The following is a 14,828-nucleotide window of genomic DNA, read 5'->3' as shown; positions in this document are numbered from 1 at the left end:
TTTTTTCAATATAAAATTACACTTCTTCTAAAAAAAGCATAACATTAATTACAAGTAATAACAAATAAGCACTTACAACAATTTAATATATACTACTTTTTTATTACTTTAAACTCATTTTATTCTATTAAAGACACTATATTCCTACTATCCGTAAATTCTAGTATTTCCTATAATTCAATATCATTAATAAGTCTTTCTCTTTTTATACTAGGTCTCAAAAAATATTGACAAGCGTACTTCCAAAGAATATCTGAACCTTTAGAAGTGTTTTTATTTCGTTTTAATACTTGACTAATTTTTACTCGATGTTCTGTCCATGCTTTTCCCTTCGTGGCAAAATTTAACATCATAGGTTGAATGTTATCAATAGTATGAGCAAAACGTGCTTCCGCTGTCTTACCTTCTTCAAATTCAATCCATAAATTTTTTAAATATGTTGCTTGATCTTTAGGTAATTTACTATATAATTTATCAGCTGCTTTTAATTCTTTTGCATGAACTTCATCGATATCAGCATTTGAATAGGCAAAAGTATCTCCTGCATAAATTTCTACTAAATCATGAATCAATAGCATCATAATTGTTTTCAATTTATCAATAGACTCGTTCGCATGTTCTGATAAAAGAAAACACATAAGTGCCATATGCCAAGCATGTTCTGCATCATTTTCTTTTCTACTTCCGTCTGAAATATAAGTTTGTCGTTCAATACTCTTTTCTTTATCTATCTCTAAAATAAAATCAAATTGTTTTTGTAAACGTTCCATATCTATACCTCTATACATTCGCTCATAAATTAACTTATCTATACTCAGTTTACCACAATAAAATAATCTGCTCTTAAAGGTGCAATATAAAAGTATATAGACAATAAAAAAGAACACTCTATTGAGTGTTCTTTTTTAATCAGCAGCTTCCTATCCTCCCGGGCCGCTTCCAGCCAAGTACTTTCGGCGTTTGTGAGCTTAACTTCTGTGTTCGGCATGGGTACAGGTGTATCCTCACAGCTATCGCCACTGTTTCTCTTTGAAGATATTCCTTCAAAACTATATAGAAGTACCACTGAAGTCTCTTCCAAGACTGTCTGCGCTTTGTGATTCTCTCTAAGTTAAGACCTCGATCTATTAGTACCGCATCGCTCCAAACATCACTGCTCTTCCACTTGCGGCCTATCTACCTCATAGTCTATAAGGGATCTTACTCATTTCTGATGAGAAGTCTCATCTTGGGGTGGGCTTCACGCTTAGATGCTTTCAGCGTTTATCCCTTCCGAATGTGGCTTTCCAGCCATGCCACTGGCGTGACAACTGGTACACCATTGATTCGTCCACTCCGGTCCTCTCGTACTAGGAGCAGCCCCCCTCAAACTTCTTACGCCCGCGATGGATATGAACCAAACTGTCTCACGACGTTTTGAACCCAGCTCGCGTACCACTTTAATGGGCGAACAGCCCAACCCTTGGGACCTACTCCAGCCCCAGGATGTGATGAGCCGACATCGAGGTGCCAAACCTCCCCGTCGATATGAACTCTTGGGAGAGATTAGCCTGTTATCCCCAGGGTAGCTTTTATCCGTTGAGCGATGGCCTTTCCACACAGTACCACCGGATCACTAAGCCCGACTTTCGTCTCTGCTCGACTTGTTGGTCTCGCAGTCAAGCTCCCTTCTGCCTTTGCACTCGTCGGTCGGTTTCTGTCCGACCTGAGGGAACCTTTGGGCGCCTCCGTTACTCTTTCGGAGGCGACCGCCCCAGTCAAACTGCCTACCTGAGATTGTCCGCAGGGTCGTTACTCCTGGCGTTAGAATCCCAGAACTAGAAGGGTGGTATCCCAACATCGACTCCATACATACCTAAGTACATACTTCTTTGTCTCCCACCTATCCTGTGCATCTACTTCCGAGATTCCATCTCAAGCTGCAGTAAAGCTCCATGGGGTCTTTCTGTCCAGTCGCGGGTAACCTGCATCTTCACAGGTATTTCAATTTCACCGGGCCCCTCGTTGAGACAGTGCCCAAATCATTACGCCTTTCATGCGGGTCGGAACTTACCCGACAAGGAATTTCGCTACCTTAGGACCGTTATAGTTACGGCCGCCGTTCACTGGGGCTTCAGTTCAAAGCTTCGCCTTAGCTGACCTCTCTCCTTAACCTTCCAGCACCGGGCAGGCGTCAGCACCTATACTTCAGCTTTCGCTTTCGCAGGCACCTGTGTTTTTGGTAAACAGTTGCTTGGGCCTCTTTTCTGCCACCCTTCTCGGTTCCAAGTGCTTGACTCTTCGCCTACCAAGGGCCATCCTTCTTCCGAAGTTACGGATGCAATTTGCCGAGTTCCTTAACGAGGGTTTTCCCGCGCACCTTAGGATTCTCTCCCCGCCTACCTGTGTCGGTTTACGGTACGGGCGGACGAGTCCTCGCTAGAAGCTTTTCTTGGCAGCATGGGATTCACAAGTTCATTAAAGTCTCCTTTAACTCCCCTTCATGTCTCACCCTTCTCGTATGACGGTTTTTCCTATCATACAGGCTACGCACTTAGACATGCTCTTCCACTCGCATGCTTGTGTGCCCTTCTGCGTCACTCCTTCACTCAATCAGACTCTTCCGGTACAGGAATTTCAACCTGTTGTCCATCGCCTATGCTTCTTGCCTCGGCTTAGGTCCCGACTTACCCTGAGACGACGATCGTTGCTCAGGAACCCTCGGGCTTTCGGTGGAAAGGATTCTCACCTTTCTTTTCGATACTCATACCAGCATTCTCACTTCTTATCAGTCCACGACTCCTTCCGGTATCGCTTCTCCCCAATAAGAACGCTCCCCTACCCAGACGGCTTGCGTCTGCCATAGCTTCGGTTCCGTGCTTGAGCCCCGGACATCTTCGGCGCAGCGTCTCTCGACCAGTGGGCTATTACGCACTCTTTAAATGATGGCTGCTTCTAAGCCAACATCCTGGTTGTTTATGAAACGCCACATCCTTCGCCACTTAGCACGGCATTTGGGACCTTAGCTGATGATCTGGGCTGTTTCCCTCTTGACCACGGCCCTTATAAGTCGTAGTCTGACTCCCAAGTTTGATTACAGCCATTCGGAGTTTGACTGGGTTTGGTAACCGGGTAGGTCCCGCTCCTGATCAGTGCTCTACCGCCTGTAATCACCACTTGAGGCTAGCCCTAAAGCTATTTCGGGGAGAACCAGCTATCTCCACGTTCGATTGGAATTTCACCCCTACCCACACCTCATCCTAACCTTTTTCAACAGATATAGGTTCGGTCCTCCACACATTTTTACCTGTGCTTCAACCTGGACATGGGTAGATCACTGTGGTTTCGGGTCTACGCTTTCCGACTTCTCGCCCTATTAAGACTCGCTTTCGCTTCGGCTCCACATTTCCTGCTTAACCTTGCCGGCCCTCGTAACTCGCTGGTTCATTCTTCAATAGGCACGCCATCGACCTGTTTTATATACGGTCTCTGACTGTTTGTAAACATACGGTTTCAGGTTCTATTTCATTCCCCTCCCGGGGTGCTTTTCACCTTTCCCTCATGGTACTATGCGCTATCGGTCGATATCTGTGTTTTGCCTTGGAGGGTGGTCCCCCCTGCTTCATACGGGATTTCTCGTGTCCCGCACTACTCTGGATTCCGTCCTTAGAGTTCTTGTTTTCGCCTACCAGGCTCTCACTGTCTTCGGCTCTCTTTCCCAAGAGATTTGGCTAACTTTTCCTCCAATTTTGTCGGTCCTCAACCCCGATTAAGTTTCCTTATTCGGTTTAGGCTTCTTCCCCGTTCGCTCGCCGCTACTTGGGGTATCTCGTTTGATTTCTTCTCCTCCGGTTACTTAGATGTTTCAGTTCACCGAGTTCCCTCCTCATACCGGTCGGTATGGGTGACGGTGCATTACCACCGCCGGATTTCTCCATTCGGATATCTACGGTTCAACGGCTATTTGCGCCTACCCGTAGCTTTTCGCAGCTTGTCGCGTCCTTCTTCGGCAGATATCGCCAAGGCATCCACCGTATGCCCTTAGTATCTTAACTTACATACTTCACACCTTGACCTTCTTGCTTTTGAGTTTCCTTCAGTGCGCAAGATTGATTTTCTATGAAATCTTTCTTACGTCTTTTACTTCTATATAGTTTTCAAAGAACATCTTCTTTTCCTTTTTTAAGAGAACTTTTGGTTCTCTCAAAACTGAACAGTATAACTCTCTTCCGATGTCCGACCTACAGTCTTTATATTTCTATAAAGCTGTCTCCTTAGAAAGGAGGTGATCCAGCCGCACCTTCCGATACGGCTACCTTGTTACGACTTCACTCCAATCATCAGCTCCACCTTAGACGGCTGGTCCCTTGCGGTTACCTCACCGGCTTCGGGTGTCTCTAACTCTCATAGTGTGACGGGCGGTGTGTACAAGGCCCGGGAACGTATTCACCGCGGTATGCTGACCCGCGATTACTAGCGATTCCTACTTCATGCAGGCGAGTTGCAGCCTGCAATCTGAACTGGGGGTGCGTTTATGAGGTCCGCTCCATCTCGCGATTTCGCTTCTCTTTGTTGGCACCCATTGTAGTACGTGTGTAGCCCAAGCCATAAGGGGCATGATGACTTGACGTCATCCCCGCCTTCCTCCGCGTTGTCCGCGGCGGTCTCTCCTGAGTCCCCACCTTTACGTGCTGGTAACAGGAAATAGGGGTTGCGCTCGTTGCGGGACTTAACCCAACATCTCACGACACGAGCTGACGACAGCCGTGCACCACCTGTTTTCTCGTCTTCCGAAGAAGAACTCCATATTTCTATGGATTGCGATCAATGTCAAGGCTTGGTAAGGTTCTTCGCGTTGCGTCGAATTAAACCACATACTCCACCGCTTGTGCGGGCCCCCGTCAATTCCTTTGAGTTTTAATCTTGCGATCGTACTTCCCAGGCGGGATACTTATTGCGTTAACTCCGGCACAGGAGGGGTCGATACCTCCTACACCTAGTATCCATCGTTTACGGCGTGGACTACCAGGGTATCTAATCCTGTTTGCTCCCCACGCTTTCGCGCCTCAGCGTCAGTTTTCGTCTAGAAAGTCGCCTTCGCCACCGGTGTTCTTCCTAATCTCTACGCATTTCACCGCTACACTAGGAATTCCACTTTCCTCTCCGATACTCCAGCTTCCCAGTTTCCATCCCCTCATGGGGTTGAGCCCCACGCTTTTAAGATGGACTTAAGAAACCGCCTGCGCGCGCTTTACGCCCAATAATTCCGGACAACGCTTGCCACCTACGTATTACCGCGGCTGCTGGCACGTAGTTAGCCGTGGCTTGCTTTTTCGGTACCGTCAATGTCTATGATTATTCACCACAAACCCTTTCGTCCCGAATCACAGAACTTTACAATCCGAAGACCTTCTTCGTTCACGCGGCGTTGCTCCGTCAGACTTTCGTCCATTGCGGAAGATTCCCCACTGCTGCCTCCCGTAGGAGTCTGGACCGTGTCTCAGTTCCAGTGTGGCCGTTCATCCTCTCAGACCGGCTACTGATCGTCGGCTTGGTGAGCCGTTACCTCACCAACTACCTAATCAGTCGCAAACCCCTCTTAAGGCGATAGCTTTCTTGTAGAGGCCACCCTTTCTTCTATGCATCATGCGATGCTTAGAACGTATTCGGTATTAGCAGTCGTTTCCGTCTGTTATCCCCATCCTTAAGGCAGGTTGTTTACGTGTTACTCACCCGTTTGCCACTGAAATTAATAAAAGAGCAAGCTCTTTCATCTCTTTCCGTTCGACTTGCATGTGTTAAGCACGCCGCCAGCGTTCGTCCTGAGCCAGGATCAAACTCTCCATGATAGATTGTTTGTTTGGCTCGATTATTTTCTTGCCTTTTTTTCTCAAATTATTGCGGGATTATTTCCAATCCGCACATCGGCTTTTGTTTGTCATACTGTTCAGTTTTCAAAGAACCAATCGCCCGTAAGCGACTTCATTATGTTATCACTCTCTATTTTTAATGTCAAGTGACATTTTGTTTTTTTACTAAAATTATCATAATGATGTGATTTATTATACCATAAACTTTACTATTTATTCAATTTAAACTGTTAATTTTTTTAATAAATTAAAAAAGGAGATAAAAACATATCACTTTCATCTCCTTTTTAACTTATTTTTTACCTTTTTTCTTCTTCTTTTTATCCTTAGAATCTTCTTGTTCTATGGAGTCCGTTTTTTTATTCTTTTTTTCTTTTTTTAATTTATTTTTACCTTTAACCTTTTCCGCCTCTTCTATTTCTACATCTTCTAATGCTGCTTGTTGTGCCATAGCAGCCTCTTCATGTGCTTTTAAAGTATTTCCTGCTTCTGCAAATACCTGTTCATCTGTCATAGCAGGTATAATCACGGTAACCACTGTTCCCTCTCCCTCAATACTGTTAATAGAAACTGTACCATGATGACGAGATACAATATGTTTACATATTGCAAGCCCCAATCCGGTCCCACCGGTTCCTTTGCTACGACTGGACTCTACTCTATAAAAACGTTCAAATACTCGTTCTTGCTTATCTTTAGGAATTCCGATTCCTGTATCTTTAACCCAAAACAGCATTTTTCCATTTGCATTACGCTCTAAATGAACAAGAACTTCTCCGCCTGTTTGATTATATTTAACTGCGTTATCAATTAAATTCATAACCAATTCAGATAACAAAGGTTGATTTCCATGAACGTATACCGGCCCGGATTCTACCTGTATTTTAACATCTCTCCGATGTGCTTGTGATTGAATAACATCAACTACGTAAGAAACCACATCTTGCATGTTCACAGTATTCCAAGTAATCGTTGTATCGTTTTCTTCCAACTTAGATAAATGCAATATAGTATCAACCAAAGAAGTCATTCGTTTAGACTCTTCAAAAATACGATTTCCAAACATACGAAGATCTTCGATTCCACCATACATACCGCTAGCAATCATTTCAGCAAAACCACTAATAGAAGTTAAGGGCGTTTTTAATTCATGTGACACATTAGCTGAAAACTCTCTACGCATTCGTTCTGCTGCATATTGAGCAGATAAATCACGGAATACAATTAATAACCCCACTTGCCCATCAACTAAAGCAGTACGCGTAAAAATGACCTCAAATGGACTATGGAATAGAGTCATTGTATATTGCTGACTTCCGTCTTCCTGATAGGCTCTACTAATCGCACGCAGCCAATCCTCATCATGATAAATAGTAGATACTTTTCTATATCTCCTATTACCATTAAAATCAAAAATTTTCTTTATTCGATCGTTATAGTCAATAACTTCTTTATCCTTGTTTAATAAGATAATCCCGTCAGAGATTGTATTAACGACTGTATGCATAGTACTTCTATCTTCTTCTAAATCTTTTAAATAGTCATTAATTTGCTGACGCTGCTCCTTAACTTTATCAATTAAAGGAATTAACTCATTATATCCACCCGGTACAGGCAAGTCATTTTCCCCGGTCATTAACCCCCCTACCATTTCCGCTAAAGATTCCAACGGTTTCAAAATGGTGGAAGTTTGCTGCATTGCAACTAAAACACATCCCACTGCAAATACAAATACAAAAAGTACAATTTCCGGTATAAATACGGTAAATACTTCTGAGTTTAATGTTCTGGTACTTGATATACGAAGCAAAGTACCATCTTTTGCTTTATGTGTATAAAACTCCTTAGGTAAGCCCTTCCAGCTCTTATGTATAGAAAAACTTTCTCCTTCTTTAAATCCTTGCTGCACTTCCGGCTGTTCTGCATAAGGCTCTCCATTATCCCCTTCAGAATCATATAAAACTTCTCCGGTTTTATCTAACCATACAATATGAATTCCCGCCGGATTCTCTTTATAAATACCTTCCAAATAAGATATTCCCTCTTGTTTATCTTCTCTATGTAATGCTTGCGACGCTGTATAAGTTGTCATCTGCAGTTCTCGAATATGCTGTCCTTGCATTCCTTGATAATACATTACTGCCGACATGACAAATGTAATAACAACAGCTATCAGTCCCATAAAAAATAAACTACGCTGTATTTGTGTTCTCATAATTCACCTTCCTATTTATTCTTATCTCCTAAACGGTACCCAACTCCACGTACCGTTCGAATTTCTTTTCCAATTTTTCCTAATTTTTGTCGAATACTCATAATATGCATATCAATAGTACGACTTTCCAACATAACAGGAGACTCCCATACGGCTTGCATAATCTGATCTCGGGACAATATAATTCCTTTATTTAATATTAAATAACTCAACAAGTCAAATTCTTTTAATGTTAATATTACTTCTTTTTTCCCGACGTTAACGATATGTTCTTTGGGCCGCAATGTAATAGTTTTATAAGATAATATCTCAGGAATTTCTTGTTTAGATACAGAACTACGGCGCAGTACTGCTCGAATACGAGATAAAAGTTCTAAAATACTAAATGGTTTTGTAACATAATCATCAGCCCCTGCATCAAGCCCTTTAATAATATCAAACTCTCTTGTTTTTGCAGTCATCATGATAACAGGAATATGGTAAAACTCTTTATTTTCACGAACTTGTTTTAATAAAGATAATCCATCTTGTTCCGGTAGCATAATATCTAAAAGGATTAAATCAGGAACAGTGCTTTTTAAAGCAGTCCAAAAATGAGCAGACTCACTAAAACTTCTTATTTCATATCCTTGCCCATGTAAAGCATAGCCAACCAAGTCTCTAATGCTATCATCATCTTCTACGCAATATATTAACGGCATAGGAAAACTCCTTTTATATCCTACAAAAACAGTAATTACCACTATTTAGTAACGTGAATATCTATACTTTTCATTTTATCATAGAGCATTATCCAAGAATATACGATTTATGTATTGTTATAAACCTTAATAATAAAAACCGGCATAATTATACCGGTTTTTATTATATTTAAAATATAGTATCTATATATTTATTTTCTAGAATCAAAAGATATAAAGATGCTTCTATAGGTGTCATCATTTTTGTGTTGGTCACATTTTCTTGATAAGAAATTAATTTACCATGTTTATCATATATAGATTCCCCTAAAGTAAGAATATATTCTTGTTCTTTATTCTTATTAGCAACAACTTTTAATGTATGTGTAACAATATATTTACATTTTTTATCAGCTGCTTCTTGTAACGCAGTCGGTAAATCTTTAAATTCCTTTTCACTTAAAACCAATCCGGGAAAAGCTCCGTCATAATAATCAATCATAGCTTGTTTTATATACTTCTTATCTGCTTGTATAGACCCATCTATTTCTATAGTCGGGGGAAAAGCTAAAATCATAGAGGATTCAATATCGGTCTGTACCGGTACATATCCTATCATCTTTTCATAAGCTTCTCTTGTGTCATAATAATTTCTAAGAGCCGTATCTATATATAAAATCATACTATGTTTAAAATAATGCAAATCAGGCGACGGATTCCAAGTAACTTCTTTTCCAATAGGTTTATACCCCCCAATAAACTTTTGTACTACACTACTTACAGGATCCCCTTTATTTACAATGCGTTTTATATCAAGAAGTTGTTCATATTTTTTAGAAAAATTTTCATTACCTATAGCAGGTGCACCAAAAGTGATTACTTCCAAAGGAGAAGTTACCCCTTCATCTTTGGCTCTAGCTGCCAATAAAGTACTTACTGCACCACCAAGACTATGTCCTGTAAAAATAAAGTTTTGATTTTGTGCTTTTTCTTTTATCAGTTCACCAACCGTTTTATCTTCTAAAGTAGTATCCCAGATAGAAGTCGCATAACGTTTAAAACCGCGATGTACCATACTTTCTGAATCTGATTCATTCCAAGCTATTTTAGACACACTTAAATCCGCCTTTATATCTGTAAAATCACTAGTCCCTGTAACTGCAACAATAGTAAGTGGTTCTAAATCTGTATCCGCTGATTCTGCAATCAAAAATTTTGCATGACCGGATTCGTTACTAATTTCTGCTTTCCTCAATATCCAATTTTCTTTTTTCAGTTCTTCCCTTGCTACTTTTCCAATCAACCCATTATAAGCAGCCATGGATATCCAAGAGGACAAGTAAGCTTTACGTGCATCAGTATAATCTTGTTCTATATCTGTTGCTAAAACTCCATGAGGAAAAACTGTAGTATATAATATAACTATTACTGTAGTTAATCTTTTTACCCAATTCATCATAGTCTCCATATAACATGTAACTGCTTATATAAATTATTTATATAATAAGTATACTATATTGTATAAACATTACCTAATATTTGTTTAATAGAAAAAAGAACTGCTAAGTTAGCAGTTCTTTTTTCTATTTTTCAAGCGAGCAATTCCTTTCATTGCAATATCACTACGATATTGCATTCCTTCCCAATAAATTTTCGAAACTCCTTCATAAGCTTTTTTTCTTGATTCTTCCAATGTAGAACCACAAGCCACTACATTTAACACACGTCCACCAGATGTATAAAACCCATCATCTTTCAAAGTAGTGCCTGCATGAAAAACATGACACCCCAAATTTTCTGCTTGCTTAATACCTTCAATTTTATCATCTTTAGAATGTGCTTCGGGATACCCGTTAGTAGCCAATACTATATCTACAGCATAACCATTTTTCCAAGTTACATCTTTTTCATTTAATGTTCCTTGTACACAACTCATCATAATATTTGCCAAATCTCCATCCAACAAAGGTAATACCGCTTCTGTTTCAGGATCTCCAAATCGGCAATTAAACTCCACTACTTTAGGACCATCTTCAGTTATCATCAAGCCTGCATAAAGACAGCCAATAAAAGGATGTCCTTCTGCCTGCATAGCATCAACTACAGGTTTAAGAATCTGTTGATAAATAGTTTCAGATAGTGCATCTGTAATAATAGGAGCAGGTGCATAAGCACCCATCCCTCCTGTATTAGCGCCGGTATCATTGTTACCAATACGTTTATGATCCTGAGATGAAAGCATAGGAACTACATTTTTTCCATCACAGAAAGCAAGTATAGAAGCTTCTTCACCCGACATAAATTCTTCAATTACAATTTGCTTACCTGCCCCATTAAAAGCTAATCCCGCCATCATATTATGAATAGCATCCACTGCTGCTTCTTCATTTTGTGCTATAATAACACCCTTACCTGCTGCTAGCCCATCCGCCTTAATAACCAATGGATAATTTTGCTCTTTTACATATTGAATTGCATCCTTTTCATCAGTAAATGCTTCATACCCTGCTGTAGGAATATGATATTTTTTCATAAAATTTTTTGCAAATGTTTTAGATCCTTCAATACGTGCTGCCTTAGCAGAAGGTCCAAAGAAAGGCAATCCTGCTTCTGCAAACTTATCAGCCAATCCGTCAACTAATACCGTTTCCGGTCCTGCTACAGTTAAATCAATATTCAATTCTTTTGCAAGTTCTACATAATCCATATCATTTTGTGCAGGAATAACTGATGCCACATCAGTCATTGCTAAGCTTCCGGGAGAAACGTAGACTTCTTCAACACCGGCACTTTCTGATAACTTCCATGCCAATGCATGTTCACGTCCACCAGCCCCAATTACAAGTATCTTCATAAACTCCCCCTTTTAACAATGACGGAAATGTCTATGTCCGGTAAAGACCATGGTAATATTATATTTATTTGCCATATCTATAGATTCTTGATCCCGGATAGACCCACCCGGTTGGATTACACAAGTAACTCCAGCTTTTCCTGCCGCTTCAATGGTATCTCCAAAAGGAAAAAAAGCATCCGATGCAAGAGCTGCACCTTTTGATTTTTCACCAGCTTCTTGAATAGCAATTGCAGCAGCACCTACACGATTCATTTGTCCTGCACCTATTCCATAAGTAACATCGGTTCCGGCCAATACAATGGCATTCGATTTTACATGCTTAACTATTTTCCATGCAAATTCCATAGCTTTCCACTCTTCTTCTGTGGGTACACGTTCTGTTACTACTTGACAATCTTCTCTTGTTTCCGAACTATCATCAGCAGTCTGTACTAATAATCCCCCGGATACTTTGCGAAGTTGTAACTCTTCTGTTGTTGTTTCCGGTATTTCTATTAAACGAATGTTTTTCTTCGTTCCAAGAATTTCTAAAGCATCTTTTGAAATAGTAGGTGCCATAACTACTTCAAAAAATATAGGTTTCATAGCTTCTGCCGTTTCAGCATCCAATTCTCTGTTAAATGCTACAATACCACCAAAAGCAGATTTATCATCTGCTGCAAAAGCACGTTCAAATGCTTCTAATACTGTATTTCCTAATGCAGTCCCACATGGGTTTGTATGTTTTACGATTACACAAGAAGGCCGTTCTTTCCATTCATGTGCTAAATTCCATGCTGCTTCCATATCTACAATATTATTATAAGAAAGTTCTTTCCCATGTAATTGTTTTGCAAATGCAATACCACCTTGTGCTGCAGTATCTCTATAAAAAGCCGCTTTCTGATGTGGATTTTCACCATATCGCAAATCTTGTATTTTAGTAAATGACTTACTATAAACGACAGGCATAGAAGCTTTTTCTGTTACTTGTTTTGTCAAATATTCAGCAATAGCACAGTCATATAGTCCTGTATGCAAAAAAGCTTTTTGTGATAATGCCAATCGAAAATCTTCCGTTAATGTATTTGAGTTAACTTTTTCTAAAACTTCAGAATATTGCATAGGGTCTACTACAATAGCAACATATTTATAATTTTTAGCAGCAGCTCTTACCATAGAAGGGCCGCCAATATCAATATTTTCGATAGCTTCTTCTCTGGTTACATCAGGTTTAGCAATAGTTTCTCGGAAAGGATATAAATTTACTACTACTAAATCAATCCCTGTAATGCCATGTGCTTTCATAGCTCCTACATGTTCAGGATTATCACGAATTGCCAAAATCCCTCCATGTACTTTCGGATGTAAAGTTTTTACTCTTCCATCCATCATTTCCGGAAAACCGGTAATTTCAGAAACAGATATTACCGGAATACCTGCTGCCTTTAATTGTTGCATAGTTCCGCCTGTTGAAATAAGTTCTACCCCAAGTTCATGCAACCCTTGTGCAAACTCAACAATACCTGTCTTATCAGAAACGCTCAATAATGCTCGTTTTATTTCCATTGATTAATTTTCCTCCCCATGTATCCCTAGAACACGATTACCACTAACAGTAAGTTTATCTGCGCAAAATGCAGCAACAGCTGCCACATAAGTCGGATGTTCTTTTTCTAGAATACGACTTGATAAAGTTTCTTCGGTATCATGGTCATATACCGGCACTACAGTTTGTGTAATGATAGGTCCATCATCCAATCCTGTTCCTACAAAATGAACTGTACATCCTGCTACTTTTACTCCAGCTTCTAAAGCCTGTCTTTGTGCATGAAGACCTCTAAAACTCGGAAGCAATGCCGGATGTATATTGATTATTTTATTAGGAAATTCGTGAATTAAATCAGCACCACAAATCCTCATATATCCTGCTAAACATATTAAATCAGGAGTATAAGATTTTGCTGCTACAACAAGTGCTTCATCAAAATCCATTTTGTTAACAAAATTTTTCTTCTCAATAATAGTTACCGGCACTTTCCACATAGAAGCTCTCTTAATGACAAATGCTTCTTTATGATCGCAAATGACTCCAACAACTACACCATTAATTTTATCTTCTATCGTAGCTTTATAAATAGCTTCTGCATTAGAGCCTCTACCGGAAGCAAATATCAAAATACGTTTTTTACTCATTAAACAAACCACCCGTCACTACTACATCTTGATTTCCTTCAGTAATAGTACCCACTTCATAAACCGGTTCATTAATAGATTCTAAGATAGATTTTATCTTTTCTGCCTCTTCTGTATTCGCAATTAAAAGCATTCCCAATCCACAGTTAAATGTTCGATACATCTCTCTTGCTTCTACTCCACCTTTTTTTGCAAGGAACGGGAATATAGGAAGCATCGGCCACTTATCCGCATCTAACACCGCACGAGTCCCTTCCGGTAAAACACGTGGAATATTGTCATAGAACCCGCCACCGGTAATATGAACTAAAGCATGTACATCATATTCACTAATAACCGGAAGTACTATCTTTGGATAAAGTCGTGTAGGTTCTAAAAGTACTTCGCCCAATGATCTATCAAAATTCTTATATACTTTATTTAAATTTAACTTTTCATCTTTAATAATACGACGAACTAAAGAATATCCATTAGAATGCACACCGGAAGAAGGAAGTCCTAAGATAACATCTCCCACTGATACCTTCTCCCCGGTAATTAAATCAGCTCGATCCACAATTCCTACCGCAAATCCTGCAACATCATAATCACCTTTACTGTAAAACCCTGCCATTTCAGCAGTTTCGCCACCTAGCAAAGCACATCCGGACTCTTTGCATGCATTAGCAACCCCTTTAACAATTTCTGCCATATGCTCCGGTTTTAATTTTCCGGTTGCAATATAATCAAGGAAAAATAGAGGTCTGGCCCCTTGTACTAATACATCATTAACACTCATAGCTACACAATCTTGTCCAATAGTATCATGAATATCCATGTCAATAGCCAAGCGTAATTTAGTTCCAACTCCATCCGTTCCGGATACTAAAACCGGATCAGCTGTTAAATCTCCCTTTAGAGAATATAATCCACCAAATCCACCTAAATCACCAATCACGCCTGATGTATAAGTAGAACGTACGGAATCTTTGATTAACTCTACTTCTCTTTCTCCTGCATCAATATCAACCCCTGCATCTGCATAAGTAAGTCCTTTTTTCTTCTTATTCATG

8 protein-coding genes and 3 rRNA genes are annotated in these 14,828 nt (G+C 40.0%); all 11 read right to left on the bottom strand.

The annotated features are described in order from the left end of the window. Positions 1 to 170 precede the first annotated feature (170 nt). The 11 genes from BCB69_RS00585 to purM all read right to left on the bottom strand — a co-directional run bounded on the left by BCB69_RS00585 (position 171) and on the right by purM (position 14,827). Positions 171 to 770, bottom strand: a complete 600-nt coding sequence (locus BCB69_RS00585; protein WP_069176717.1) for an HD domain-containing protein — start codon at positions 768 to 770, stop codon at positions 171 to 173. Positions 771 to 907: 137 nt separating this feature from the next. Continuing rightward, a 5S ribosomal RNA gene (gene rrf / locus BCB69_RS00580) occupies positions 908 to 1,024 on the bottom strand. An 83-nt stretch (positions 1,025 to 1,107) separates the two neighbouring features. Then, positions 1,108 to 4,034, bottom strand: a 23S ribosomal RNA gene (locus BCB69_RS00575). Between the two features lie 223 nt (positions 4,035 to 4,257). Then, positions 4,258 to 5,828, bottom strand: a 16S ribosomal RNA gene (locus tag BCB69_RS00570). The 16S, 23S and 5S rRNA genes sit together here, the layout of an rRNA operon. Before the next feature lie 313 nt (positions 5,829 to 6,141). Further along, positions 6,142 to 8,064, bottom strand: a complete 1,923-nt coding sequence (locus tag BCB69_RS00565; RefSeq protein ID WP_069176716.1) for a sensor histidine kinase — start codon at positions 8,062 to 8,064, stop codon at positions 6,142 to 6,144. Between the two features lie 11 nt (positions 8,065 to 8,075). Continuing rightward, positions 8,076 to 8,765 carry a response regulator transcription factor gene (locus BCB69_RS00560; protein WP_022513355.1) on the bottom strand — a complete coding sequence of 230 codons (690 nt, stop codon included), beginning with the start codon at positions 8,763 to 8,765 and terminating at the stop codon, positions 8,076 to 8,078. A 169-nt stretch (positions 8,766 to 8,934) separates the two neighbouring features. Continuing rightward, the gene (locus tag BCB69_RS00555; RefSeq protein ID WP_159049957.1) at positions 8,935 to 10,203 is read right to left on the bottom strand and encodes a lipase family protein; all 1,269 of its coding nucleotides are present in this window, start codon (positions 10,201 to 10,203) and stop codon (positions 8,935 to 8,937) included. A gap of 108 nt (positions 10,204 to 10,311) precedes the next feature. Continuing rightward, entirely contained in the window at positions 10,312 to 11,598 is a 1,287-nt protein-coding gene (purD, locus tag BCB69_RS00550) for a phosphoribosylamine--glycine ligase (protein ID WP_069176714.1), read from the bottom strand. Positions 11,599 to 11,610: 12 nt separating this feature from the next. After that, the gene (gene purH, locus BCB69_RS00545) at positions 11,611 to 13,149 is read right to left on the bottom strand and encodes a bifunctional phosphoribosylaminoimidazolecarboxamide formyltransferase/IMP cyclohydrolase (protein WP_022513352.1); all 1,539 of its coding nucleotides are present in this window, start codon (positions 13,147 to 13,149) and stop codon (positions 11,611 to 11,613) included. 3 nt (positions 13,150 to 13,152) lie between these two features. Beyond that, positions 13,153 to 13,776 (bottom strand): phosphoribosylglycinamide formyltransferase, encoded by a 624-nt coding sequence (gene purN / locus BCB69_RS00540; protein ID WP_022513351.1) that lies wholly within the window; start codon positions 13,774 to 13,776, stop codon positions 13,153 to 13,155. Continuing rightward, entirely contained in the window at positions 13,769 to 14,827 is a 1,059-nt protein-coding gene (gene purM, locus BCB69_RS00535) for a phosphoribosylformylglycinamidine cyclo-ligase (protein WP_069176713.1), read from the bottom strand. The genes purN and purM overlap by 8 nt, the downstream gene beginning before the upstream one ends. Position 14,828 lies beyond the last annotated feature (1 nt).

Origin of the sequence: Dialister pneumosintes (genome assembly GCF_001717505.1) — a bacterium.
GTDB classification, from domain to species: Bacteria; Bacillota; Negativicutes; order Veillonellales; family Dialisteraceae; genus Allisonella; species Allisonella pneumosinta.
The sequence above is the reverse complement of the archived record's forward strand: the minus strand, read 5'-3'. Positions and strand labels throughout refer to the sequence as shown.